We start from the raw sequence: 23,770 nt of genomic DNA, 5'->3' as shown, positions 1-23,770 counted from the left end.
CACGAACGCCTCCTGATCCCGCGACCAGCGCCCGCCGTGCGAAGGCATGGCGGGCGCTGTTTCGTTCCGTGACGCGAAGCCGGGCTGCGCTATGCCCACGGCGAACAGCGGCGTACGGCATCCGGTCGCTCGTTACCCTCGTTTACAAGACGCCCGGAGTGCATCCGCGCGCAGTGCGTCCTGGAGGAAAAGCGATGTTCGAGAGATTCACCGACCGTGCCCGTCGTGTGGTCGTCCTCGCCCAAGAAGAGGCGAAGATGCTGAACCACAACTACATCGGCACCGAGCACATCCTGCTCGGGCTCATCCACGAGGGCGAGGGCGTCGCCGCGAAGGCGCTCGAGTCGCTGGGCATCTCGCTCGACGCCGTGCGCGAGCAGGTGCAGGACATCATCGGCCAGGGTCAGCAGCAGCCGACCGGCCACATCCCCTTCACGCCGCGCGCCAAGAAGGTGCTCGAGCTGAGCCTGCGCGAGGCGCTGCAGCTCGGCCACAACTACATCGGCACCGAGCACATCCTCCTCGGCCTCATCCGCGAGGGCGAGGGCGTCGCCGCCCAGGTGCTCGTCAAGCTCGGCGCCGACCTCAACAAGGTGCGCCAGCAGGTCATCCAGCTGCTCTCGGGCTACCAGGGCAAGGAGCCCGCGGGTGTCGCGTCCGGCGCCGGCGAGCAGACCCAGGGCAGCACGCAGGGCGGCTCGCAGGTGCTCGACCAGTTCGGCCGCAACCTCACGCAGGCCGCGCGCGACAACAAGCTCGACCCGGTCATCGGGCGCGAGAAGGAGATCGAGCGCGTCATGCAGATCCTGTCGCGCCGCTCCAAGAACAACCCCGTCCTCATCGGCGAGCCCGGTGTCGGAAAGACGGCTGTCGTCGAGGGCCTCGCCCAGGCGATCGTCAAGGGGGACGTGCCCGAGACGCTCAAGGACAAGCAGCTCTACTCGCTCGACCTCGGCTCGCTCATCGCCGGTTCCCGCTACCGGGGTGACTTCGAGGAGCGCCTGAAGAAGGTCACGAAGGAGATCCGCACCCGCGGCGACATCATCGTCTTCATCGACGAGATCCACACCCTCGTGGGCGCGGGTGCCGCCGTGGGTGCGATCGACGCGGCATCCATCCTGAAGCCGCTCCTCGCCCGCGGGGAACTCCAGACGATCGGTGCGACGACCCTCGACGAGTACCGCAAGCACTTCGAGAAGGATGCCGCCCTCGAGCGCCGCTTCCAGCCGATCCAGGTCGCCGAGCCGAGCCTGCCCCACGCGATCAACATCCTGAAGGGCCTGCGCGACCGCTACGAGGCGCACCACAAGGTGCAGATCACCGACGGCGCGATCGTCGCCGCGGCGAACCTCGCCGACCGGTACATCTCGGACCGCTTCCTGCCCGACAAGGCGATCGACCTGATCGACGAGGCAGGCGCCCGCCTGCGCCTGTCGATCCTCTCGAGCCCGCCCGAGCTGCGCGAGTTCGACGACAAGATCGCCAAGGTCCGTGAGGACAAGGAGCGCGCCTCCGAGGACCAGGACTTCGAGAAGGCCGCCGCGCTGCGCGACGAGGAGAAGTCCCTCCTCGCCGAGCGGCTGCGCCTCGAGAAGCAGTGGCGCTCGGGCGACGTCGCGTCGCACGCTGTCGTCGACGAGGGCCTGATCGCCGAGGTGCTCGCTCAGGCCACCGGCATCCCGGTGTTCAAGCTCACCGAGGAGGAGTCGAGCCGACTCGTCTTCATGGAGAAGGCGCTGCACCAGCGCGTCATCGGCCAGGAAGAGGCGATCGCCGCCCTGTCGAAGACGATCCGTCGTCAGCGCGCCGGCCTCAAGGACCCGAAGCGCCCCTCGGGCTCGTTCATCTTCGCCGGCCCCACGGGCGTCGGAAAGACCGAGCTCGCCAAGGCGCTCGCCGAGTTCCTGTTCGACGACGAGACTGCGCTGATCTCGCTCGACATGTCGGAGTTCGGTGAGAAGCACACCGTCTCGCGCCTGTTCGGTGCCCCTCCCGGGTTCGTCGGGTTCGAAGAGGGCGGCCAGCTCACCGAGAAGGTGCGCCGCAAGCCGTTCTCGGTCGTGCTCTTCGACGAGATCGAGAAGGCGCACCCCGACATCTTCAACTCGCTGCTGCAGATCCTCGAAGAGGGTCGCCTCACCGACGGTCAGGGTCGCGTCATCGACTTCAAGAACACCGTGATCATCATGACGACGAACCTCGGTTCGTCGGCGATCGCCGGTGGTCCGGTCGGATTCCAGGTCGAGGGCAACAGCGGCACGACCTACGAGCGGATGAAGGGCAAGGTCAACGAGGAGCTCAAGCGCAACTTCAAGCCCGAGTTCCTCAACCGTGTCGACGACATCATCGTCTTCCCGCAGCTCGACAAGAACGAACTGCGCCAGATCGTGGGCCTGTTCACCAAGCGCCTCGGCGAGCGTCTGCTCGACCGCGACATGACGGTGGAGCTGACGGATGCCGCCAAGGACAAGCTCATCGAGATCGGCTTCGACCCGGCGCTCGGCGCCCGTCCGCTGCGTCGTGCGATGCAGCGCGAGGTCGAGGACCGGCTGTCGGAGAAGATCCTGCACGGCGAGCTGAACCCCGGCGACCACGTCAAGGTGGACGCCGAGAACGGCGAGTTCGTGTTCGAGCACGGCCCCCGCGGCGAGAAGGTCGCGGTGGGTGTGGTCCACGGCGGCGAGATCGCCGCGACGCCCGACCTCGCGGCCAACTCCTGAGCGCCCGATAGCGCGAACGACGAAGAGCGGATGCCGGCGGCATCCGCTCTTCGTCGTTCTGGACGTTCGCAGGGTTCTACGCTGGACGAGTGGCAGAGTTCACGATCCGGCCGGCCCGCACCCCCGACGTGCGTCGCATCCAAGCGCTCCTCGAGCCGTTCGTCCAGCGGCGCATCCTGCTCGGCAAGGATCTCGTCGTGCTCTACGAGGCGACGCAGCAGTTCCTCGTCGCCGAGGACGCGAATGGCGAGCTCATCGGCTGCGGCGCCCTGCACGTGATGTGGGAGGACCTCGGGGAGGTCCGCACCCTGCTCGTCGCCGACGGCTGGCTGCACCACGGCGTGGGCCGTGCGATCGTGGACGGCCTCGAGGCCAATGCCCGCACGCTCGGGCTCTCGCGGCTGTTCTGCCTGACGTTCGAGGTCGACTTCTTCCGTCGCCGCGGCTTCGAGCCGATCGGTGAGCAGGTCGTGGACCCCGACGTTTACTCGCAGCTCATCCGTTCTCCTGACGAGGGTGTCGCCGAGTTCCTCGACCTCGCGCACGTGAAGCCGAACACGCTCGGCAACACCCGCATGCTCAAGCGCCTGTGACCCCGCACAGAAGCTGGGGGTTTCCTCACCCGGCGCGCGCCGGATCGGGATGCCGGCGGCCGCGGTCTACCCTGTCAGCATGACCGGCACCACCCCGCGACGTCGCCAGTCCCCGGCGGTGTATCGCCGTCGGCGCATCGTCCTGCTCGTCGGGCTGCTGGTGATCGCCGGTGTCATCTGGCTGCTGATCGCTCAGCCGTGGGCCGGTGCCGCCGATGAGAAGGCCACGAACGACGACACGTCGACGAAGCAGAATCAGACACAGTCGCTGCCTGTTCCCTCGTCAGGCGCGACCGATGCCGCCGGATCCACGGGCGGCGCGACGGACGGGGCCGGCACGCCCACGCCGGGTGCCACGCCCACCGCGCTGCCGTGCGTCGCGAGCGACATCGCCGTCCAGGCCGTCACGTCTGCCGACACCTACTCCGGTGACGACAGCCCGCAGTTCACGATCAAGCTCACCAACAATGGCCCCGACTGCACACTCAACGTCGGCACGAGTGGCCAGTCGTTCACGGTCACCAGCGGTGACGACGTGTGGTGGCGCTCCACCGACTGCCAGAGCGAGCCGAGCGACATGATCGTGACGATCGCCGCCGGCCAGACCGTGTCGAGCGCGGCGCCGCTCGCCTGGGACCGCACGCGCTCCGCCGTGGGTACATGCGCAGACGAGACCCGCCCGCGTGCTCCGGGCGGTGGCGCCTCGTACAACCTCTCGGTCGAGATCGGCGGCATTCCGTCGACGCAGCCGAAGCAGTTCCTGCTCTACTGAGCCGGGCCTGAGCGGGATCACAGGCCAGGAATCCCTCGCGCGCCAAGCGCCGCGTCCGCCCGCCCTCCGGCCGACCTGGCACGCTGCGAGAGCTGTCTTCGGGAGAGGCTGTCCGACGTTTCGCGTCGGGTCGGCGCCCGATTCGCGCCATCTCGCCTGGAGATGCGAACTCGAAACAGCCCCGTTTCATTGAATGGCTAGCCTCACTCATCGTGAACCACAGGCGCGCCCAGACCTGGCGAGACACCGCCACTCTCTGCATCGCCGTCGCCGCCATGGCTTCTACTGTTCTGCTCGGTTACGTGTACCCGCCGGGTGACTCCGCTGAGGGCGCTGACGTCGTGTTCGTGCTTGGTCTGGTCACCACCGATCGGCTTGCCGTCGCGCGCGAGATCTCGAACGAGCACGGCGATATCCCGATCTACGTGTCGGAGCCTCACCGCCGAGAATGGGTCTGCGATCAGCCCGACATCGCCTGCGTTGTTCCGGATCCTGCGACCACCAAGGGTGAAGCTGACGTGTTGCGCGAGATCACGGCGTCGGAAGGGTTCTCACGTCCGGTGGTGGTGACCTTCGGCCCGCAGGTTGTTCGGGCGCGGTACATCTTCGATCGGTGCTCAGTGGACGGGGTTGCGGTCGTCAGAAGCGACGAGCCGATCTCCCTGCCGACGCTGATCCGACAGATCGGCTACCAGGCGCTTGCCATGGTGAAGGCGATCGCCACGCCCTGCGCGCAGCCGGAGTCGGAGCCCGTGTCGGCGTCCGGGTCGACGCGGCAGGGTACCGATCACCGTGAGGTGCGGGATGCGTTCGACGTCGCCGACCCGATCGCGACCTGATCTCATGCGCGCCGCGAGTAACCCGTATCGCGCCATCGACATGTGCGGCGCGGCCGCCGGCCGTACCCTGGGCTCGCGCACCCGCGGTTGTGGTGAGCCGGGCTCCGGGGTGCTCCCAGCCGCCTGGGGGCCGGTTCCAGCGTCCCACCCCCGCCCGCGTCCCCGCGTCGGGTCGGGTGCCGGTGCCCCTCCCGCGGAACTCCCATCCGGCCGCGGGAGGGGTGCAGCCTCCAGGGCCCGGGATCCCGTACCCGTCACGGCTGTCGCGGTGGAGGAGGTGCACGCCAGGTCTTTCCACCATTCCGTCTGCTGGTGGCGTGCCGGCAGCCGAGACGACGGCCTGCGTCGCGTCCCCGGTCCAGCGGGCTCGCGATCACCCAGTTGCGCCGCGAAACCCGCGGAGCGGGGCGTCCCCCCGGACCGCCCCGCTCCCCGCACCGGGTCCTGGCCGAACACCGGTCGTGCGTGCTTGCGCACGATTGTCACCCCTATTGGTACGCTGTGTCTACCTTTGCGGCGAACTTTCGAGGGGATGGCGGGATCTGGAACCCACGAGGAAGCCGGTGATCGGCCTGACGACCTACCTTGAGCTGGTGACGCAGGACGTCTGGCAGGAGCGCGGAGCATTTCTGCCCGAGCCCTACATCACGTCGGTGACAGCCGCGGGCGGCATCCCCGTGCTGCTGCCGCCGCAGCCGGCCGACGAGGATGCCGTCGACGCCGTGCTCGACCGTCTCGACGGGCTGCTGCTCACCGGCGGACTGGACGTGGACCCGGCCCTGTACGGCGCCGAGCGCCACCCGCTCACCGATCCGGCCCGCACCGACCGGGACGAGTGGGAGCTGGCGCTGTTCCGCGGGGCGGAGCGTCGCCGCATGCCGGTACTCGCGATCTGCCGTGGTCTGCAGCTGATCAACGTCGCGCGCGGCGGGTCGCTTCACCAGCACCTGCCCGACGAGCTCGGAACGGAGCGGTACTGCGCCGGGGGCGGCGAGTACGCCATCAACCAGGTCAGGATCGACGAACAGTCGCGGCTCGCCGAACTCGTCGCGCCGGGTGTTCTCGACGTGCACAGCTACCACCATCAGGGCATCGACCGGCTCGGCGAGGGCCTCGTCGCCTCCGCCCGTTCCGACGACGGGCTGGTGCAGGCCTTCGAGTCCGAAGGCGACGGCTACGTGGTCGGCGTGCAGTGGCACCCCGAAGAGAACTCCGACGACCGCCGGCTGTTCGAGGGGCTCGTGGCGGAGGCATCCACTTACGCATTGTCGTCCGCGCTGCGACCATGACCGACGCACCGCTGGCCGAGGTGCGCAAAGCCGTCTACCGCCCGGTGCGCGAAGGCAACGCGCTCGAAGACACCACCGCCCGGCTCGTGCAGACCGTGCGGCTCGGCGTCGTCCCGCCGGGGGAGTCGCTGCCGTCGGAGCGCGAACTGGCGGCCATGTACGCCGTCAGCCGCGACACCGTGCGCGAGGCGATCCGCGAGCTCGCCGACGCCGGCTATCTGGTGCGCCGCCGCGGCCGCTACGGCGGCACCTTCGTCGCCGACCCGCTGCCGCAGCCCGACGATCCGCGCGAGGTGACGGTCGAAGAGATGGAGGACGTGCTCGGGATGCGTCGCGTGCTCGAAGCGGGCGCCGCCCGCGCCGCCGCCGCGCGCACCCTCGACGCCACGGCCCGCGACGAGCTGTGGGCGCACTACGAGGCCGTCGCGGCGGCATCCGAGTCCGACTACCGCCGGCTCGACACACAGCTGCACCTGGCGATCGCCGAGGCCGCCGGCATCCCCTCGCTCGTCGCCCTCGCCGCCGAGAACCGGGCGCGCGTGAACGAATGGCTCGACACGTTCCCGCTACTGCGGCGCAACATCGAGCACTCCAACGCGCAGCACGAGCGGATCGTCACCGCGATCCTCGCGGGGCGGCCGGATGCCGCCGTGAGCGCAGTCCTCGAGCACCTCGCGGGTTCCGAGGCACTGGTCCGAGGGTTCCTGGGCTGACCCGCTCATTAGGCTTATGGGGTGGCAGGCAAGAAGCGCGTGAAGAAGGCGAAGGAACCGATCGAGTTCCGCAATACGCAGCTGGGTGACGCGCTGCAGACGCAGGATATGGCGGCCGTCGCCTTCGCGCTGCGTCACGGGCCCACCGTCGTGCCGCTCATGAAGCCCGGGCAGCGCGACAATCCGCTCGACGTCGGCGAGGTGTGGACCTACCGCGACCCCGAGACCGGCGACCTCGCGCTGCTGCTGTTCAGCGACGCGGCGCACAAGCCGGCGGCGCTGCCGCCCGCGGTCGCGCTGCAGTCGCCGGGGTGGCTGCGGGCGTTCCTCGAGACGCACAAGGACAGCATCACGACCGTGTTCTTCGACATCGCAGGCCCGCACCCCTTGCAGGCGTCGCCGAGCGACCTCATCGCGGCGCTCGACGTCTGACGCGACCTCGAGCGCCACGGTACGTCCGTGCCGCGGCATCCCGACACTCCGCGCGCGGTGCCCGCGGTCAGGCGCGGCGTTCGGCATGCTCGCGGGGTGGAATTCCTCCTGGTGGGCATGGTGTGCGCGGTCGGACTCGTGATTCCGATCGTCCTCGGCTTCGTCGACTCGCCGCGGCGCCGGCCACGTGGGCGCTGACGCGTCACCGCGAAACGGGCACTTCGCCCGTCGTCTGTCGCATCCCGCTGACGCGGCCGCGGGCGACGGTCAGAACTCGGGGATATCGTCTCCGGGACGACCCTTGGTGCGCGCACGGACGTCGTTCAGCGCGCCGAGCAGCCGGCCCGAGCGGTTGTCGATCACGTCGCGGTAGCCGAGCCGCGCAGCTTCGGTGCGGCGCTGCGCGGACTGCGTCACCGGCCGGATCTCGCCCGCGAGGCTCAGCTCGCCGACCGCGGCGATGTGGCGGGGGATCGTGAGGTTGTTGACGGCGCCTGCCACCGCCAGGGCGATCGCCAAGTCTGCGGCGGGTTCGGTGAACCGCACGCCGCCCACGGTCGAGACATAGACGTCCTTGTCGGAGGTCTTCACGTCGACGCGCTTCTCGAGCACGGCGAGCACGGTGGCGACGCGCGCGGCGTCGACGCCGTTGACGATGCGGCGCGGGTTGGGGGACTTGCTGTCGATGACGAGCGCCTGCACCTCGACGGGGAGCGCGCGCCGGCCCTCGAGCGCGATCGACACGCATGTGCCCGGCTCGGTGGCGCCGTGCCCGAGGAACAGCGCACTCGGATCGGGGACTTCGGCGATGCCGGCGCCGGTCATGTCGAAGCAGCCCACCTCGTCGGTCGGGCCGAAGCGGTTCTTGAGCGCCCGCACGAAGCGCAGCGAGGTCTGCCGGTCGCCCTCGAACTGGCACACGACATCGACGAGGTGCTCGAGGATGCGGGGACCCGCGATCGACCCGTCCTTGGTGACATGGCCCACGATGATCGTCGGGATCGACCGTTCCTTGGCGACCCGGATCAGCGTCGCCGCGACCTCGCGCACCTGCGACGGGTGCCCCGCCATCCCCTCGGACAGCGCCGACGAGACCGTCTGCACCGAGTCGACGATCAGCAGCTCGGGCGCCACCTCGTCGACGTGACCGAGGATCGTCGCGAGGTCCGTTTCGCTCGCGAGGTACAGCTCGTCGTGCAGCGCCCCCGTGCGCTCGGCCCGGAGCCGCACCTGCGCCGTGGACTCTTCCGCACTCGCGTACAGCACGCGACGCCCGGCTCGCGCGGACTGCGCGGCGACCTCCAGCAGCAGCGTGGACTTGCCGACGCCGGGTTCGCCCGACAGCAGGATGGCGGCACCCGGCACGATGCCGCCGCCGAGCACGCGGTCGAATTCGCCGACGCCGCTCGTGCGTCGCGGCACGTCGGAGGTGTCGATGTGCGTGATCGGTCGGGCGACGCGCGATGCACCGGGTGCCACCGGCGTCACCGACCGAAGGATGCCGGTCTGCTCGGCGGCCTCGACCACGGTGCCCCACTGCTGGCACTCGCCGCACCGGCCGACCCACTTGAGGGTCGTCCACCCGCACTCCGTGCACCGGTACGGCGCGGTCTGCGTGGGGCGTCGGGGTGCGGCCATGGGTTCAGCGTACGTGCGCCCTGCGACATCGCCGTCCCACCCTGCCGAGCTGTCGCGATCGCCCGCTCTGGGCGAGTGCCAAGCGGCCGGCTGCGACGGGTCGGGGAGGCATCCTGCGACGCTGAAGGGCGGGGATGCCGGGGCCGCCGGCATCCCCTCTCGACAAGTCAGCCGCGCAGGGAGTCGGCCACCTCGCGCAGCGCGTCGGCCGAGCGGTGGAACAGCTCGAGCTCGTGGGTGTCGAACCGGGTCTCGTGGATCGGCACGGCGCCCGCTGCGCTCACGACCGACGGGACCGACAGTGCCACCCCGTCGACGCCGTGGAAGTCGCGCAGCACCGGTGAGACCGGCATGACCGCGCGCTCGTCGTTGAGGATGGCCTCGATGATGCGGGCGCTCGACAGGCCGATGGCGTAGTTCGTCGCGCCCTTGCCCTGGATGACCTTGTAGGCGGCGTCGCGCACGTCGATCGCGATCTGGTCGAGCTCTTCGGCCGTCATGCGGTCGCCGCGCGGTGTCACCCATTCCAGGATCGGGACGGTGCCGATCGTCGCCTTCGACCAGAGCGGGAACTCGGTGTCGCCGTGCTCGCCCACGATGTACGCGTGGACGCTCGACGTCGAGACGCCGGCGCGCTCGGCGAGCTTCCACCGCAGGCGCGACGTGTCGAGCACGGTGCCCGAGGCGAAGATGCGCTCGGGAGGGAGGCCGGTCTGCTCCTGCGCGAGCACGGTCAGCACGTCGCACGGGTTCGTGACGATGACGTAGATGGCGTTCGGTGCGGCCTCGAGCAGCTGCGGCATCATCGTCTTCATGATCCGGGCGTTGACTCCGGCCAGTTCGATGCGCGTCTGGCCCGGGTCCTGCTTGGCGCCCGCGGTGATCACGACGACGTGCGAGCCCTCGACGACCGACAGGTCGCTGCCGCCGATGATGTCGCTCGACCCGGTGAACTGCGTGCCGTGGGCGAGGTCGAGCACCTCGGCCTCGACCTTCTGCGTCGCGATGTCGTAGAGCGCGACGTGACGCGCCGATCCGCGGATGAGTGCCGCGTACGCGGTGCTCGCTCCGACGCTGCCTGCTCCGACGACGGTGACTTTCGAGTTCTCGATGACGGCCATGCGGCCAGTCTTGCAGGGCAGGCCGCAACGGGGCCAGCGTGTTCAGCCGTGACTATCGGCGGAGGAAGGATGCCGCGCACCATCCCTCGGCGCCGACGAGCGTCGTGCGGGCCCGGGCGACGGCATCCGTCCGATCAGTGCGACGGCGGCGCGGCATCGGAGCGCGGGGGATTGCGGATGCCGAAGAACGACGTGAGTCCGCCGGCGATCATGAGCGCCGCGGTCACGACGGCGGACCGGTGGAAGCCGTCGAGGTCGAGCGAGCCGCCGACGATGACGGCCAGCAGCGCGACCGTGACGAGACCGGCGACGCGGGCGACCGCGTTGTTGACCGCGGACGCGATGCCCGAGCGCTCCGGCTCGATCGCGCCGAGGATCGCCGACGTGAGCGGGGCGACGGTGAGCGCGAGACCGAGGCCCATCACGATCATGCTCGGGAGCACCTGCCACCAGTACGAGAACTCTGTGGTCGTGGTGAGCAGCAAGAGCGCGCCGACGCCCATGATGAGCGGCCCGACCGTCATGAAGAACCGTGGACCCCACTTGCCGCTCCACGCGCCGGCGCGGGAGCTGAGGGTGATCATGATCAAGGTGACGGGCAGGCTCGCGAGCCCGGCGAGGGTCGCGGGAAGGCCGGCGCCCTCTTGCAGGTACACGACGACGACCATGCCGTTGAGGGCGAGCGCACCGTAGATGAAGGCGGTCGCGACGTTGCCCGTCCAGAAGTTGCGCACCCGGAACAGGTCCAGCGGCAGGATCGGATGCGCCACGACCCGCTGCCGCAGGATGAAGGCGACGAACAGGATTGCGCCGGCGACAAGCGGGATCCAGATGTTCGGCGCCGCCCACCCGGAGTTCGGCTGTTCGATCAGCGCGTAGACCATGCCGCCGAGTCCGAGCGTGCACAGCACCGCGCCCAGCCAGTCGATGGACGCCTCGGGATGCCGCACGTCGTGGAACCCCCCGCGCGCGAGCAGGATGAGGGTCGCGGTGATGGGCACGACGTTGATGAGGAACGCCAGCCGCCACGACGCCAGGTCGACGAGCACGCCGCCGATGAGCGGACCGACGATCATCGCCGAGGTCGTCATGGCCGTCCAGATGCCGATGGCACGGCTCTGCGCCGCCCCGCTGAAGTTGGCGGTGATGAGCGCGAGCGAGCTGGGCACGAGGAAGGCGCCCGCCGCGCCCTGCACGGCGCGGGCGACGATGAGGAACTCCGCGGACTGCGACGCCGCGATCGCGATCGAGGCCACCCCGAACCCGATCAGCCCGATGCGCAGCACCAGGACGCGGCCGTACGCATCGCTGACGGATCCGGCCACCAGGATCAGCGCGCCGAGCGTGATGAGGTACGCGTCGACCACCCACTGCTGCGTGGTCAGACCGCCGCCGAGCTCCTCGCTGATGGCCGGCAGCGCGACGTTGACGATCGTGCCGTCGAGGAACGCCACGAACGACCCCAGCACGGCGATCCACAGCACGAAGCGCTGCGTCGTCGGCATGCGGCTCGGTGCGGAAGTGGCGGGGGTGTCCTCGGTCACCTGCCCCACGCTAGACCCGGCTGACGACATCCGGGGCCGGGAGGGCTAGCCTGACCCCTGGAGCGGACCCAGCCGCTCCCGGAAGGACGGCGCATGGACTACGGGCTTCACATCGCAGACTTCACCTGGCGCAGCGGCGCCCCGAACCTCGGCCCCGCGCTCGCCGCACACGTGCGCAACGCCGAGGCTGCCGGCATCCGTCGCATCACCGTGATGGACCACTTCTGGCAGCTGCCGGGCCTCGGCCCCGTCGAGCACGAGATGCTCGAGGCGTACGCGACGCTCGGCTTCATCGCCGCGCACACCGAGACGGCTCTGCTGCACACGCTGGTGTCGGGGGTCATCTACCGTCACCCGTCGCTGCTGGCCAAGCAGGTGACGACGCTCGACGTTCTGTCGGGCGGGCGCGTGGGTCTCGGCATCGGCGCCGCGTGGAACGAGGAGGAGTGTCGCGGCCTCGGCTTCCCGTTCCCGCCGGTCGCGCAGCGGTTCCGCGAGCTCGAAGAGACCCTGCAGATCTGCCTGCAGATGTGGTCGGACTCCGAGGAGCCCTATGAGGGCGCGATCTGGCAGCTCGAGCGGACCCTCAACTCGCCGCAGAGCATCACCCGCCCGCATCCCTACCTGCTGATCGGCGGCGGCGGAGAGAAGAAGACGCTGCGCCTGGTCGCCCAGTACGCCGACGCCTGCAACCTCGGCGTGCGCGACGAGCTGCCCACCCACAAGCTCGACGTGCTGCGCGCCCACTGCGACGACGTCGGCCGCGACTACGACACGATCGAGAAGACCGCGATGGTGCCACTGACGCCCGAGACCACGGCATCGTCGCTGGCCGCGCTGTCGGCCTCGCTGGCCGACATCGGCTTCACCGCGAACTACGTCTTCGCCGTCGGTGTCGACGAGCCGTCGCGCGTGGTCGACGTCATCCGGGGAGCCATCGAACTCGAGTGACCCGCGACAGGATGCCGGTGCCCGCGCTCGATTCGCGGCAACGGCCGACGTGACGTAAGCTTGTCGGCGGTGACGTGTCCGAGCGGCCGAAGGTGCAACTCTCGAAAAGTTGTGTAGGGTAACCCCCTACCGTGGGTTCAAATCCCACCGTCACCGCCATCCAGAACCCCCGCAGATCCTTTGAAAACACTGGGATCGCGGGGGTTTTGCTTTGCCCGGATCAGGCCAGGTGTGAACAAAGCGTGAACAAACGTTCTGAAAGCGGTGGCACGGCCTTCTGAAGCGCCTCGTGCTCGCGCCGTACCTTCGCCGGCGGTGAAAGCTAATTGGGAGGATCCTGCGCGTTCTCGCTCGTGCGGCGTGCCTGCGATAGCGCGTTGGCAACAAGATCCAGATCCGCGTCGAACAGGTCTGCGTAGGTGTCGAGCGTCATCGATGCCGAGGCGTGACCCAGCATCCTCTGTACAGCCTTCACGTTCGCGCCCGCGCTGATCGCGAGACTCGCTGCCGTGTGGCGCAGATCATGTGGAGTCAGCCTGGGGAAGTCCGGGTCGAGCGTCTGAGCACGTCGGACGGCACCCGCGAACCACCCGTCTCGTGAGTTCGGCAGCAGCATGTGGTGGACTCCATCGCCGAAAAGAATCTGATCGCGAGCCTTGCCCCGCATCTGGCTCTCGATCACGGGAGCGAGGAAGTCGGGATACGGCACTGAGCGGCTGACATGTGACTTGGGTGTTCCGACGTGGAGCGTGCCATTCACGAGCACTGCGTTCTCATGAACATGCACGCGCCGGCGAACGGCGTCGACATCACGGAGGCGCAGTCCGGTTGCTTCGCCCCACCGCAGGCCGGTGTAGGCGAGGAAGTACACCACATCCGGGTGCGCAGACTGGTCAGCGAGGGCGCGCACTTGAGAGTGGGTGAGGTACACCCGCGGCTTCCGCTTCTTCCTCGGCAGAGCGATCCCGCGTGCGGGGTTGGTGCGGATCCTGCGATCCCGTACCGCGTCATCGAGCAGCGACGCGAGGACCCCGTACGCACGGATCACCGTAACCGCCCCGCGCTTCCCGCTCATCTCAGTCACCCACGCCCGCACCGCCGCGTGGCGCACGCTTCCGACCTCTCGACGGCCCCAGACAGGCTGCACGTGGATCCGCCAGGCCGATTCGAGCGGGTGCATCGCGGAGGGCTTCAGCACCGCCGACTGGTTCTGCAGCCACACTGCCGCAAGCTCGTTCAGAGTGATGTGAGCGTCGCTCGGGTCGACATACTCGTTCTGGCTCTTCGAGAGTTCGACCCCCGCCAGCCAGAGCTCAGCCTCCTTCTTCGTTCTGAAGCCGCGCTTGCCGCCCTGCGAGTTGTCCGGCTTGCGGTAGCGCGCGACGTAGCGCTTTCCACTCGGTGTCGTGTACGGATGGATGCTTCCCACGACCGAACCTCCTCCAACGTCACCCATTGACAAGTGAAGTAGTTAGTACTTCACTAATGGTAAAGCAGTGAGAGCAAATACAGAACAAGGAGTGTGGCGAACGTGGCGAACAACGGGGAGCTTCGGCTCCAGCACGAATTCCTGAGCCCGGCGCAGGTCTGCGAGCTCCTGCCGGGGATCAACCCCCATACCTTGGCAATGTGGCGGTACCGCGGCAGGGGGCCGAAGTTCCACAAGATGGGACGGGTCGTCCTGTACGCCCTGGACGAGCTCAACGAGTGGATCGAGAACGGGGCGTGAGATGCTGCTCCGCAGCCTCGGACTCTTGGTGGACTATCTATCGGCGGGCGGGTCGACCTGCGTTGTAGTTCATCCCGACGAGTCGTCCGGCCTTCCGGGCATCGATGATCCACTGCGAGGCGGTGCGGTGCGGGATACCCAGCTCGTACTGGATCAGCCTCGCAGGGGGAAGGCCAGCAAGCGCGGCCGTTCCGTACAGCAGCTCGATGGTGTCCATCCGCGCCTCACCCACCCCTCGCCGGACGACTTCGGATGCGACAGCCGGCGGCAGGATTCGGCCTCTCGCCGTTGTGAGGTCCGCAACGCTCAGCCAGTCCGCGCGCGGGTCGCTCTCATCGTCGAGGGTCAGAAAGATGCAGTGTGGCGCAGCGGCCTGAACGATTCCTTGCAGCCCGAGCTTGGCCACCGTGGGGTAGTTCGCCTCAACGTCGTCACGGGTGGCCGTGTTGGTGACGCTCTGGATGACGTAGCGCCCCGCGTCCAGCGAGTAGCGCGCGGTCAGAGCGGTGTGGATGCCGAGGTCCTTCGACGTGCTTTCGGCCACGAACGCGGGCACGACGCGCAGAGCAGATCCAACTCGTTGAGTGGCAGCACCCGAAGAGACGGCCGCGCCTTCAGCGGTGCGCACTTGGACCTTCACACACCCATTCTGTCCAACCGCAAGGTGCTTGCGCGGGATCACGCGGTCGACCGTCGTCCTTTGGAGGCTCTCGCATGAAGATTGTCGGGGTTGCGAACCTGAAGGGTGGCGTCGGCAAGACCACTGTCACGATGCAGCTCGGCGCGTGGATGTCGCGTCGGTGGCGTGTGCTGGTGGTGGATGTCGATCCGCAGGCGTCGACGATGTGGTGGGCCGACAACGTCGGAGCCCGCCTGCCGTTCGACTTCGCAGCGACCGAGTCCCCCATGGTGCTGGCGCGCCTCGCCCGACTCCACCCCGCCTACGACGTCGCGATCATCGACACACCGGCAGGCTCACGCCAAGGAAAGATGGTGGAGACGGCCCTCGACGTGGCCGACTACGTCGTGATCCCCATGACTCCGGAGCCGCTTGCAGTCGACTCCACGCTGCGACTGATCGATCGCAGCGTCGCGCCGCGACAGTTGCGGTACGCGGTCATGCTGAATCGGGTGGATCCCTCACTCCCTTCTCAGATCGACACATGGCGCGAGCTGCTGGATACGACGTTCGGGGTACCGCGGCTGGACGCCTACCTTCGGCGATACAAGGCACAGTCTGATGCGCCGGTGCTCGGTGAGTTGGTCACAACGGTCGGCGACAACCGCCGAACACGCGGACTCATCTCGGACGTGACCACCCTCGGTGCTGAGGTCACCCGAGAACTCGCGGACGCAGGCGAGTGGTGAGGATGCCTCGCATCGACCTCGCTGAACGTCTCAGTCGGCAGCGAACCGAGGAACCACACGCAACCCAACTCGGCCCCAAGTTCGCACGACTGAGCCGGAAGGAAGCCCGCGTGCGAGAGGACCAGTACTCGGCGCTCTCGGCACTCGCGAGAACACTGATGCGGCAACGTTCGGTCAAGAGCGAGCGCATCACCGAGAACACACTCATCCGCGTCGCGATCGATCTGCTCCTCGCGCACACGCGCGAGCTGAGCGGCGCGACAGAGGAACAGCTCCGGGAGTCGGTCGTGGCCAAAGGTTCTGGCATCCACTCGCGCGACACCCGCGCAGCCCGTGATCGGGGCCTCGCCGACGACGAGCGAGGCGATGTGGCATGAGCGCGCAGCCTGCTGACGACGAGTCGCCTCGTGGCGGCCATAACGATGCTCAGCGCGCCTGGCGTGAGCGCAACGCGGAGCGTGTCGCGGATTATCGCCGTGACTACAACGACGCGCATCGAGACGAGATACGCGAGAAGAAGCGCGAATGGCGTCAGCGTAACGCCGACCACATCGCTGAGTACCGCCGCGAGTACAACGAGGAGCATCGGGACGAGATCCGCGTCAAGAATCGCGAGTACATGCGTGCGCAGGCTACGAAGCAGAAGGCTCGTGATGCTGCCGCAGAGCGGCGCCGCGTCTACTCGCGGGAGTATTACGCGAAGAATCGCGCGCGCTACCTCGACCAGCAACGTCAGAGGCGCGCCGCGCGAAGGGCAGCCGACCCGGACGCGTACCGTGCCCAGGCGCAGGCGAGGAACAAGCGCTGGCGTGATGCACATCTGGAACGTGAAAACGCGAAGCTGCGCGCCGCGTACGCAGCGAACCCCGAGCCGCTGCGCGAGAAGGCGCGGCAGTACTACACGCAGCACCGCGAGCACGTGCTCGAGCAGCGACGTGCAAGTTACGCGGCCAGTCCCGACCGCCGCGAGCAGCAGCGCGAGTCGCGGGCACGTGACAAGGCTCAGCGCGAGTTGGCACACCGCCTGCGAGCTAGCGAGGGACGTCGTCGTGTGCTCGGGATGCCCACGAGTCGATTGCACCCGTCGACGGCGGACGAGCGGCACGCGAACGACATCGCGGCCGACGATTTCTTCGCCCGTCGCTACTCCCGCGCCGAGAAGCACCATCTGCGCACTGGTGGACCTACGCCGCCGGAGCTGCTGGAGGAGTGGAAGCGCGACTGCGCGCGTGCACGCGCCGTGGCGTACCTCGTGTTCAGTCCTGACATTCGCGATCGGATGCGCGTTGCCGAGCGCGACCGGATCGAGCGACAAGACGCTCGCTACGCCAGGCAACTTCGCCATCAGGCCCAGATCGAAGAAGAGGACCGCCGCATGGACGCTATCGCAACGGAGATCAACCGTCGCCTTCGCGTCAGTCGACCCCCGCGGCGCACCGGGCCCGACTTCGCGGCGCCGCACCAGCCCGGAGTCGGCGATACCAGCGGTCCATCCATCGGTTGACGCTCGCGAAGGGATTGAAGGTATGTCACTGTCGACACATGACACGGAGGAGCAGATGATCGACCGCGCACTCGTCGAAGAGTGCGTCTACCGCACCGCGGCGAGCTCTCTCATCTTTGACATGACGCTGAGTCCCGCGCAGTTGCAGCGCGCCCTCGCCCAAGAGGTCGAGTGGTGCCTCCAGCCATTGTCGCGGGCCGACAGCCTGGACCTGTCCGCGCTCCGCGGTCTCGTCGAGGGCGTGCTTGTCGATCCGACGACCCATCGCGCTTCCCTCGTCGCGGCGCTCTACGCACTTGCACCGGAACAGGGCGGGTAGCCGGCGAGCATCCGTATCCGCGATGTCGGAAGCCTGCTGGACACTGGTGGAGAGGGGCCGCGAGTCCTTGGGAGGTGAAATGGACAGCATGTACGTGGCGGCGATGGCCGCGATCACCGCGTGCACCGTCGGGTTCGTACTGCTGGTGCCTGCTCTGACGATCGCCGCGATTCGAGTTGATCTGCGCGCCCTGCGCGTCGAAGCGGTGGTGCTGGTTCTCCTGGCCTCGGCTGCCATAGTCCTGGCTGCCGTGCTCGGCACGGTCCCGAACGGTTACGAACTACTGCGCTGACCGTCCGCATCACTCTCGGGCGATGCGAGAGCACGACGCACAGCTGCTTCACTGACGCCGAGCGCACGGCCGATCTGCGCGAACGATCGGCGCTGGGCCCGGAGTTCTCTTGCCACAGCGATCCGTTCATTTGTCATCACCCGCGGTCGGCCGGGGCGGCGGCCGGACGCGACTGCCGCCTCCAACCCCTCGCGGATCCGCAGGCCGATCAGTCGGCGACGCAGCGTATCGAGGGCGTCTAGCACATCACCGGGAGAGGTGAGCGTGTCGGTTGTCGTCAGAGCCGGCTCGGTCAGGGAACGAAAGTGGATGCCGCGAGCTCGGAACTGTGCGAGCAACGTCACGAACCCCTCGACAGAGGTGGCGACAGCGGTTGCCTGCACGACGACCAACGTGTCGCCCGCCGTCAGGTCCTGCAGGCATCGCTCCCATTCCTCGCGGCCCTGTTCCGGCGCCGCACGGGAATCGATGTACACCTTGGTTACGCCGGCCTGTCGTAGCCGCTGGAGATCGTCGGCGATCGGTGCTGCGCCGGCGATGCCTCGGACGTACCCGACTGGGCCCGTCATATCGAGATGCCGCGATCCGGGTCCGCCGCAGGCGCCGGTGCGGGCGCAGGCAAGGTGTCACGCGGCTGATCCGGCACGGCTGCCTTGCGGATCGCCACCAGGCGGCGGCCGATACTCGCCTCTGCCGCGGGCCGTGCCTCGGAGTCCTCCGGGAGCGGCAGGCGTGGGAGCACCTCTTGCAGGGCGACTTGGTGCAACTCGATCAGCACGTTTGCGAGCGGTGCGGAGATTCGGCGGCCAGACAGCGCGGAGTCGCTGATGGCACGCAGCTCCGAGAGCCAACGCATGCTCTGCGGTGCAGTGAGCGCAACCTGTCGCGCGCGATCGAAAGCCTCCGAGGCGCCGGCGAACGAATCTGTGCGCGCGCCGCTGAACACCTGTTCACCGTCACGATCGAAGATGCTGAGACGGTCGACCGAGGCGGAGTCTTCGAGCGCGCGGATCAGTCCACGGACGTGATCGAGTCCACCGTCGTGGTCAGCTGCCACGGTGAACGGCTGGGATCGACCGGCAGGCAACGTAGAAAGATGGCCGGATACCGTCGCCAGTAGACTCTCTGGGCGAGGAACCGCGACGATGGAGATCGTCGTTTCGAACCCGTCCCGTGCAAACAGTTCCGTACTGGCGAGCACCACGTCAGGTGTCCGGAGTTCGTCGCCATCCAGCACGAGCGAGCGGCCGGTGGTGCGTGCATATCGCAACGCGCTCGTCGTCCAGGCAGAGGCCGCCTCACGAAGCCGCCGCTCTGCCTCAGATGTGCGAGCTGGTGCGAGCTCGCCGTACTGCGGGTGGAACGCGCGCAGGTCCTTCGCCCTCACTACTGCGAAGTCGCGGCGGCCGACCAGTCGTGCCGTGAGGCGTGCGGCGCCAGTGCCGGGCTGCCCCGTGAGGACGATCAGCTCGGGCTGGTCGGCAGGATCGTGAGGAAAGACAACGGGTTGAACCCGCTGCTCGAAGATCCTCTGCAGTTCGTCGGCCGAGAGCGTCCGGTCGTTCACAGACTCGGCCCTGCGACTGAGGCGATTCGCTGATCGAGCCGCTCGATGAACGAGTCGACTGCGGCGCGATCGAAGCCGTCGAGATTCACGAGTTCGAGCCTCAGCTCCCGTGCTTCCGTGAGTGCGGTCGACAGCTGCATTGCTCCGTCGTCGACGAGCTCGAGCAGCATCGTGGTCGCAGTCGCCACTCTGTCGCGGGCCATGTCGTAGCTCACGGCATCGCTCACGCGCCATCCCGCATATGCAAGCGCCATCAAGCCTCCCTGACGGAATTCTAGTGATGCGTCAGAAACGTCGTCAGGCAGTTTCGACGCGGCAGCCTCGACGATCTCGCGGCGCGGGTTCAGCTCGCGTGTGTTCGTCTGCCTGTCCGACCGATCGTAGTTCGCTCCCGTGGCTGCGTGCCGGGCTTTCGACGCTTCTATGTTTGTCAATCCATGCAGGCTGGAGTGGTCTGGTGACTCGCGGTCGTGACCGTGTCTCCGAATGACCGTTTTGCCTGTAAGAAACTTTGAAGGTGACCGGCCCTATCGAGGAATACATAGTGTGAGCACAGACAGCGACAGCTTCAGGCGCGCCGAACATACTCCGCAGTTGTTCGCTGAGGTCTTTGATCGGCACGCCGCCGCGGTCGAATCATTCCTTCGTCGGAGACTTGGCGCGGATGCTGCGGAAGATGCCCTGAGCGAGACGTTCCTGGTGGCGTTTCGTCGGCGCGGTTCGTTTGATCAGACATGGGATTCCGCGCGACCGTGGCTGCTGGGGATCGCGTCGCGCGTTGCCGCGAGGCATCGCGCAACCGAGGCCAAGCACTGGCGCGCAGTTCAGGCATCCGCTGCCATCGATGGGGATACCTCCGGCGGCATCGAGGAGTCGACCGCGCGAATGGATGCCGCAGCCGCGATTCGCGCGTTGGCTCCGAAGATCGCGGCGCGTTCGGTGAAAGAGCGGGACACGCTGTTCCTTTACGCCTGGTCCGGCCTCACCCCGGAGGAGATATCTCAGGCCCTCGGTGTCGCGGTGGGGACGGTGTGGTCGCGGCTGCATCGGATACGACGCAAACTCGCGCCGCCTGGATCTCACGCTGGACGGCTCGCTTGGATCGGAAAGGAGATGGACGATGGAACTGTTCGAGCTCGTGCGTGAGATTGAGAGTGCACCCGATGCGTCGGCTCCGGCGCGCATCGCGCGGTCGCGCGAACGTCTGATCGGCGCGATAGCCGACACAGGGAAGCGCCGCAGGCGCACTCGCTGGGTGTGGGGTGGCACTGCCGCAGCTGGCGGCCTCTCCGTCGCAACGATTGCCACGACCGTGATCATCGCGGGTACCGTTGCACCCGTTGTCGCGCAACCGGCGTCGGCCGCGGCGGTCGCGGTGCTGAGCGAGGCCGCTGATCTCGTATTGACCGGGGTCGATCCGGTGGTCGGTCCCGGCCAGTACCTCAAGGTACGCGAGACCTACGAGCTGGTGTCGCTGTGGGATGCGGACGCGAGCTCGCCCAGCCCGGTCTCCGGGTTCAACATGGCGGCGCTTCCGACGTCCGAGGGTGCCATCTACACGCGTGGGATCCGAGACCTCTATGTGCCCAGTGACCGATCAGACGACTGGATCCTCGATGACCGGTTCACAAATGAGGTCCTCGATGTGTGGGGCGATCCTGACGCACTCGACGCGTACAACCGCTTGGTCGCCGATATGCCCGAGCGCGACGCAGATCCGGGCGGCATCGAGGCGTTGCCGGGAGGGCTGCAGAAGGGAATGGCCGACACCACCGATGACGATCGGTTCTACGACCCGCTCCGCGATTCCTACAGCGAGATGCCGCGCGACCCGCAGCAGCTGTTGGCCTGGTACCGCGAACATCTGGAGACATCATCCGAGGACTGGTACATCTTCCAAGCCATCGGACGATACCTGAGCACTGACGTCATGCCTGCTGACCTGCGCGCAGCGTCCCTCCGAGTGCTCGGATTGCTCGGCGGGGTCGATGTGGCGAGGACCAACGGTACGATCACGACCCTCGCAATGCCCGCGGATGTCGGGGAGGGCGGCGAGTTCGGCGATCTGCTCGTGTCAGAGCTCGACATCGACACCAGCAGCGGGCGCATCGTCGGCAGCCGCGAGACCTACCCGCACCGCGCGACGGACCTCATGCCCGCCGGTGTGCCCTGGGCATCAACAACTATCGAGGTGACGGTCGTCGACGAAGCACCTGAGCCCTGACATCGATCTGGGGGTGAGCGCCAACACGTGCGAGTCCGCACTCACCCCCCAGATCGAGTCGGTCGTCTTCAGGAGTGCCAGATCCGCGCTAGGGCGGACTGAATCGGAGGCATGGCGGTTGTCTGGGCATGGGCGCCCCCTCCGACGGCGAGACAATAGCGGGGCGGGGACGACTCCGTTCCTGCCGTTCGCTTTTTGCAGACTCCGCTCTCCGCTGCGCTGCGAGCTCCGCTTAGCAACCGCTCACTCGGGCACTCCGTCGTCCCCGCCCCGCTTGGTCAGCCGATTGTCGGAGCGAGGGCGGAACTTGAGGCTTGGCCGGGCACGGAGCTATAGAGCGCGTTGAGGGTTCGGTAGAGTGCCGGGCGAGGTAGCGCTTGATACAACGGCGAACCTCGGATCGGGTGCGTCCCTCGCCGAGGCGCCTGGCGAGATACGCCTGAGTCGCAGGGTCACGGCTCATCCGGGTGATCGCGATCACATGGAGCGCCTTGTTCAAGCGTCGGTCTCCGCCGCGGTTGAGGCGGTGCCGCGTGGTGTTGCCGCTGGATGCGGGGATCGGGTTTACGCCGGCGAGCGAGGCGAAGGCGGCGTCGTTGCGGACTCTGCCGGGGTGGGACCAAGCGGTGAGGATGACCGCGGCGGTGTATGAGCCGACGCCAACCTCGCCTAGGAGCGGTGCGGCGGGGCTCGCGGTGACCCGTACAGCACGTTCCAGGTCCGCAACCCTGACACGGGCGAGATTGTCGATTGCGGCGAGCGTGGCCAGCTGGTCGTGCATCACGTCAGCAAGTCGTTCCTGCTTCCCAACAACGCGGAGCGCGACTCTGTCATCCGTCACGCACCCAGCAGGGCTGACCAACTCGGCGACTCGATCGGCAGCATCGCGCCCCTGGACGCGTTCAAGGGTGTGGAGGTCATCGAGGGCGTGTACTGACACGAGCGAATGGGCTCGGTTTGTTTCCTGGTGGGCTCGGCCACCGATCGCAACGGTGCCTGACCCGACCACTTTCTCGATCCTTATTGGCGCAGGGCTAGCAAGCGGTACGTGGCGGGCGCGTCTTCGCTTGTGCGATAGTCATCCCCCATAGGGGCAATGTCGGAGGGGATCGCGGCAGCGTCCGATCGCATCCCCGCCTGTGAATGCCTTCAGCGCAAGAGGCTGAGCATGCCGACGGTGAGGGTGGCCAGCATAGCCAGCGGGCTCAGCATAAGGGCGAGCGCCCAACTACGACGCCGGTTGCGCGCAGCCGTGACGGTGCTCCGAAGCTCAGCGAACGCGGCGAGGTCGGCTACCGGAATGTTGGGTTGACCCCAGGTGGCCGGGGTGGCTGCCATGCGGCTCACCTCGGCGACTTCGTCTACCCTGAGCACCGCCACCCTGTTCTGAAGCCATCGGGGTAGTTGCGAGGCGGCGAGGACGACGACACGTTCGGGGCGTTCGCGGATGGTGAGTCTGCGGGCCGCGACGATCGCGATGACGGGGGTAACGTCGACGGGTCTGCGGGCCGCTTGGGTGAGGAGCTTCGCGACGCGTCGCGCTTCGAACTCGGCGTTGCGGAGGTGATCGGTGCGTTGCCCGTTCACGAGGAGTCGTCGGGAGGCGACCCACACGTTGCCACCTTCGTGGAACTTCGAGTTGATCGTGAAGACGCCCCCGGGCCCGATGACGATGTGGTCCACGTCGCTGCCAGCGCTTCCGACGGGCACGGCGTGAAACGCGAACCACTCGGGGCCGAGCTGATCCAGGAGTCGGCCGACCTCCAGCTCGCCAAGTGCACCCAGGTACCAGGGCCGACTTTCGACGTTCAACGGGCTGCGGCCGAAGAACCGCTGCGTCCCGGTTCGAGGTGGTACCGACGATTGGACGCGAAGGGCCTCGGCGATCACCGATGACGCGGGAGACCGGAGACGAAGCACGTCAGCATCCTCGGAAGGCGCCCCGGCGGGATTCACCACAGGGGACATGTCTGCGGACGGCGTGACTACCGGCGCGCACTCAACGCACCGCACCGTCCGGCGATTGCGCTCATAGACCGCGTCCGTCCCCGCGGTCAGCGTCGCGCCGCACAGCCGGCAGCGCCCGGTGTATCGGAGCAGCATACGACGGTCATTCGGGTCGTCGATCGGCTGCGGCATGGCCAGATTCTATGAG

The 23,770-nt window shown here is 67.8% G+C and carries 26 protein-coding genes, 1 tRNA gene and 1 pseudogene; 18 read left to right on the top strand and 10 right to left on the bottom strand.

The window, feature by feature from the left end; all coding sequences use genetic code 11:
- Nucleotides 1-194 precede the first annotated feature (194 nt).
- The 7 genes from ACTHNQ_RS19560 (at nucleotide 195) to ACTHNQ_RS19530 (ending at nucleotide 7,358) form a co-directional block, all read left to right on the top strand.
- On the top strand, nucleotides 195-2,720 hold the full coding sequence (locus ACTHNQ_RS19560; protein WP_440335596.1) for an ATP-dependent Clp protease ATP-binding subunit: 2,526 nt from the start codon (nucleotides 195-197) through the stop codon (nucleotides 2,718-2,720).
- Between the two features lie 89 nt (nucleotides 2,721-2,809).
- Nucleotides 2,810-3,313 (top strand): amino-acid N-acetyltransferase, encoded by a 504-nt coding sequence (locus ACTHNQ_RS19555; protein ID WP_440335595.1) that lies wholly within the window; start codon nucleotides 2,810-2,812, stop codon nucleotides 3,311-3,313.
- 79 nt (nucleotides 3,314-3,392) lie between these two features.
- Nucleotides 3,393-4,085: a hypothetical protein gene (locus tag ACTHNQ_RS19550; RefSeq protein WP_051086271.1), complete on the top strand. Its 693-nt coding sequence runs from the start codon at nucleotides 3,393-3,395 to the stop codon at nucleotides 4,083-4,085.
- 341 nt (nucleotides 4,086-4,426) lie between these two features.
- Nucleotides 4,427-4,924, top strand: coding sequence for a hypothetical protein (locus ACTHNQ_RS19545; RefSeq protein ID WP_440335594.1), 498 nt, complete (start codon nucleotides 4,427-4,429; stop codon nucleotides 4,922-4,924).
- A gap of 563 nt (nucleotides 4,925-5,487) precedes the next feature.
- Nucleotides 5,488-6,213, top strand: a complete 726-nt coding sequence (locus tag ACTHNQ_RS19540) for a gamma-glutamyl-gamma-aminobutyrate hydrolase family protein (protein ID WP_018170319.1) — start codon at nucleotides 5,488-5,490, stop codon at nucleotides 6,211-6,213.
- Entirely contained in the window at nucleotides 6,210-6,926 is a 717-nt protein-coding gene (locus ACTHNQ_RS19535) for a FadR/GntR family transcriptional regulator (protein ID WP_440335593.1), read from the top strand. Before ACTHNQ_RS19540 ends, ACTHNQ_RS19535 begins: the two co-directional genes overlap by 4 nt.
- Nucleotides 6,927-6,947: 21 nt before the next feature.
- The gene (locus tag ACTHNQ_RS19530; RefSeq protein WP_018170317.1) at nucleotides 6,948-7,358 is read left to right on the top strand and encodes a hypothetical protein; all 411 of its coding nucleotides are present in this window, start codon (nucleotides 6,948-6,950) and stop codon (nucleotides 7,356-7,358) included.
- 267 nt (nucleotides 7,359-7,625) lie between these two features.
- Here ACTHNQ_RS19530 and radA read toward each other — a convergent pair whose 3' ends face one another.
- The 3 genes from radA to ACTHNQ_RS19515 all read right to left on the bottom strand — a co-directional run bounded on the left by radA (nucleotide 7,626) and on the right by ACTHNQ_RS19515 (nucleotide 11,622).
- Nucleotides 7,626-8,996: a DNA repair protein RadA gene (gene radA, locus ACTHNQ_RS19525; protein WP_440335592.1), complete on the bottom strand. Its 1,371-nt coding sequence runs from the start codon at nucleotides 8,994-8,996 to the stop codon at nucleotides 7,626-7,628.
- Between the two features lie 167 nt (nucleotides 8,997-9,163).
- Entirely contained in the window at nucleotides 9,164-10,117 is a 954-nt protein-coding gene (locus tag ACTHNQ_RS19520; protein WP_440335591.1) for an L-lactate dehydrogenase, read from the bottom strand.
- Between the two features lie 134 nt (nucleotides 10,118-10,251).
- Nucleotides 10,252-11,622 (bottom strand): MFS transporter, encoded by a 1,371-nt coding sequence (locus ACTHNQ_RS19515; protein WP_440335597.1) that lies wholly within the window; start codon nucleotides 11,620-11,622, stop codon nucleotides 10,252-10,254.
- A gap of 132 nt (nucleotides 11,623-11,754) precedes the next feature.
- On the opposite strand from ACTHNQ_RS19515, the gene ACTHNQ_RS19510 reads away from it, so the two are divergent.
- Together ACTHNQ_RS19510 and ACTHNQ_RS19505 are read left to right on the top strand one after the other, a co-directional pair.
- Nucleotides 11,755-12,612 (top strand): LLM class F420-dependent oxidoreductase, encoded by an 858-nt coding sequence (locus ACTHNQ_RS19510; protein ID WP_018170313.1) that lies wholly within the window; start codon nucleotides 11,755-11,757, stop codon nucleotides 12,610-12,612.
- A 68-nt stretch (nucleotides 12,613-12,680) separates the two neighbouring features.
- Nucleotides 12,681-12,771 (top strand) — tRNA-Ser (locus ACTHNQ_RS19505).
- Between the two features lie 163 nt (nucleotides 12,772-12,934).
- On the opposite strand, the gene ACTHNQ_RS19500 is transcribed toward ACTHNQ_RS19505, so the two are convergent.
- Nucleotides 12,935-14,041, bottom strand: coding sequence for a tyrosine-type recombinase/integrase (locus ACTHNQ_RS19500; RefSeq protein WP_440335590.1), 1,107 nt, complete (start codon nucleotides 14,039-14,041; stop codon nucleotides 12,935-12,937).
- Nucleotides 14,042-14,143: 102 nt separating this feature from the next.
- Here ACTHNQ_RS19500 and ACTHNQ_RS19495 point away from each other — a divergent pair, with 102 nt between their 5' ends.
- On the top strand, nucleotides 14,144-14,341 hold the full coding sequence (locus tag ACTHNQ_RS19495) for a helix-turn-helix transcriptional regulator (RefSeq protein ID WP_440335589.1): 198 nt from the start codon (nucleotides 14,144-14,146) through the stop codon (nucleotides 14,339-14,341).
- A gap of 37 nt (nucleotides 14,342-14,378) precedes the next feature.
- On the opposite strand, the gene ACTHNQ_RS19490 is transcribed toward ACTHNQ_RS19495, so the two are convergent.
- Nucleotides 14,379-14,981: a hypothetical protein gene (locus ACTHNQ_RS19490; RefSeq protein ID WP_440335588.1), complete on the bottom strand. Its 603-nt coding sequence runs from the start codon at nucleotides 14,979-14,981 to the stop codon at nucleotides 14,379-14,381.
- Nucleotides 14,982-15,055: 74 nt separating this feature from the next.
- On the opposite strand from ACTHNQ_RS19490, the gene ACTHNQ_RS19485 reads away from it, so the two are divergent.
- The 5 genes from ACTHNQ_RS19485 (at nucleotide 15,056) to ACTHNQ_RS19465 (ending at nucleotide 17,824) form a co-directional block, all read left to right on the top strand.
- Nucleotides 15,056-15,709 carry a ParA family protein gene (locus ACTHNQ_RS19485; protein WP_440335587.1) on the top strand — a complete coding sequence of 218 codons (654 nt, stop codon included), beginning with the start codon at nucleotides 15,056-15,058 and terminating at the stop codon, nucleotides 15,707-15,709.
- 2 nt (nucleotides 15,710-15,711) lie between these two features.
- Complete coding sequence (locus ACTHNQ_RS19480; protein ID WP_440335586.1) at nucleotides 15,712-16,086, top strand: hypothetical protein; 375 nt, start codon at nucleotides 15,712-15,714, stop codon at nucleotides 16,084-16,086.
- Nucleotides 16,083-17,213, top strand: a complete 1,131-nt coding sequence (locus ACTHNQ_RS19475) for a hypothetical protein (RefSeq protein WP_440335585.1) — start codon at nucleotides 16,083-16,085, stop codon at nucleotides 17,211-17,213. Before ACTHNQ_RS19480 ends, ACTHNQ_RS19475 begins: the two co-directional genes overlap by 4 nt.
- Before the next feature lie 22 nt (nucleotides 17,214-17,235).
- Nucleotides 17,236-17,532, top strand: a complete 297-nt coding sequence (locus tag ACTHNQ_RS19470; protein WP_440335584.1) for a hypothetical protein — start codon at nucleotides 17,236-17,238, stop codon at nucleotides 17,530-17,532.
- Between the two features lie 79 nt (nucleotides 17,533-17,611).
- Nucleotides 17,612-17,824, top strand: coding sequence for a hypothetical protein (locus ACTHNQ_RS19465; protein ID WP_440335583.1), 213 nt, complete (start codon nucleotides 17,612-17,614; stop codon nucleotides 17,822-17,824).
- Here ACTHNQ_RS19465 and ACTHNQ_RS19460 read toward each other — a convergent pair.
- From ACTHNQ_RS19460 to ACTHNQ_RS19450, 3 genes are read right to left on the bottom strand one after another with little or no spacing between them, the layout of a single operon-like run.
- Nucleotides 17,806-18,393: a recombinase family protein gene (locus tag ACTHNQ_RS19460; protein WP_440335582.1), complete on the bottom strand. Its 588-nt coding sequence runs from the start codon at nucleotides 18,391-18,393 to the stop codon at nucleotides 17,806-17,808. The genes ACTHNQ_RS19465 and ACTHNQ_RS19460 overlap by 19 nt on opposite strands.
- Nucleotides 18,390-19,391 carry a zeta toxin family protein gene (locus ACTHNQ_RS19455; protein WP_440335581.1) on the bottom strand — a complete coding sequence of 334 codons (1,002 nt, stop codon included), beginning with the start codon at nucleotides 19,389-19,391 and terminating at the stop codon, nucleotides 18,390-18,392. The genes ACTHNQ_RS19460 and ACTHNQ_RS19455 overlap by 4 nt, the downstream gene beginning before the upstream one ends.
- Nucleotides 19,388-19,618, bottom strand: a complete 231-nt coding sequence (locus ACTHNQ_RS19450) for a hypothetical protein (RefSeq protein ID WP_440335580.1) — start codon at nucleotides 19,616-19,618, stop codon at nucleotides 19,388-19,390. Before ACTHNQ_RS19450 ends, ACTHNQ_RS19455 begins: the two co-directional genes overlap by 4 nt.
- Before the next feature lie 319 nt (nucleotides 19,619-19,937).
- Here ACTHNQ_RS19450 and ACTHNQ_RS19445 point away from each other — a divergent pair, with 319 nt between their 5' ends.
- Both ACTHNQ_RS19445 and ACTHNQ_RS19440 read left to right on the top strand, forming a co-directional pair.
- The gene (locus ACTHNQ_RS19445) at nucleotides 19,938-20,537 is read left to right on the top strand and encodes an RNA polymerase sigma factor (protein ID WP_440335579.1); all 600 of its coding nucleotides are present in this window, start codon (nucleotides 19,938-19,940) and stop codon (nucleotides 20,535-20,537) included.
- Nucleotides 20,512-21,615, top strand: a complete 1,104-nt coding sequence (locus ACTHNQ_RS19440) for a hypothetical protein (protein WP_440335578.1) — start codon at nucleotides 20,512-20,514, stop codon at nucleotides 21,613-21,615. The genes ACTHNQ_RS19445 and ACTHNQ_RS19440 overlap by 26 nt, the downstream gene beginning before the upstream one ends.
- Nucleotides 21,616-21,893: 278 nt before the next feature.
- Here ACTHNQ_RS19440 and ACTHNQ_RS19435 read toward each other — a convergent pair.
- Nucleotides 21,894-22,315, bottom strand: a pseudogene (locus tag ACTHNQ_RS19435) (transposase); the annotation flags it as partial.
- A 75-nt stretch (nucleotides 22,316-22,390) separates the two neighbouring features.
- Here ACTHNQ_RS19435 and ACTHNQ_RS19430 point away from each other — a divergent pair.
- The gene (locus tag ACTHNQ_RS19430) at nucleotides 22,391-22,552 is read left to right on the top strand and encodes a hypothetical protein (protein ID WP_440335577.1); all 162 of its coding nucleotides are present in this window, start codon (nucleotides 22,391-22,393) and stop codon (nucleotides 22,550-22,552) included.
- Between the two features lie 212 nt (nucleotides 22,553-22,764).
- Here ACTHNQ_RS19430 and ACTHNQ_RS19425 read toward each other — a convergent pair whose 3' ends face one another.
- Nucleotides 22,765-23,754, bottom strand: a complete 990-nt coding sequence (locus ACTHNQ_RS19425) for a nuclease-related domain-containing protein (RefSeq protein ID WP_440335576.1) — start codon at nucleotides 23,752-23,754, stop codon at nucleotides 22,765-22,767.
- Nucleotides 23,755-23,770: the final 16 nt, after the last annotated feature.

It is taken from the genome of Microbacterium sp. (genome assembly GCF_051953575.1).
GTDB lineage: Bacteria > Actinomycetota > Actinomycetes > Actinomycetales > Microbacteriaceae > Microbacterium.
This window is presented reverse-complemented; position numbering and strand designations above follow the sequence as displayed.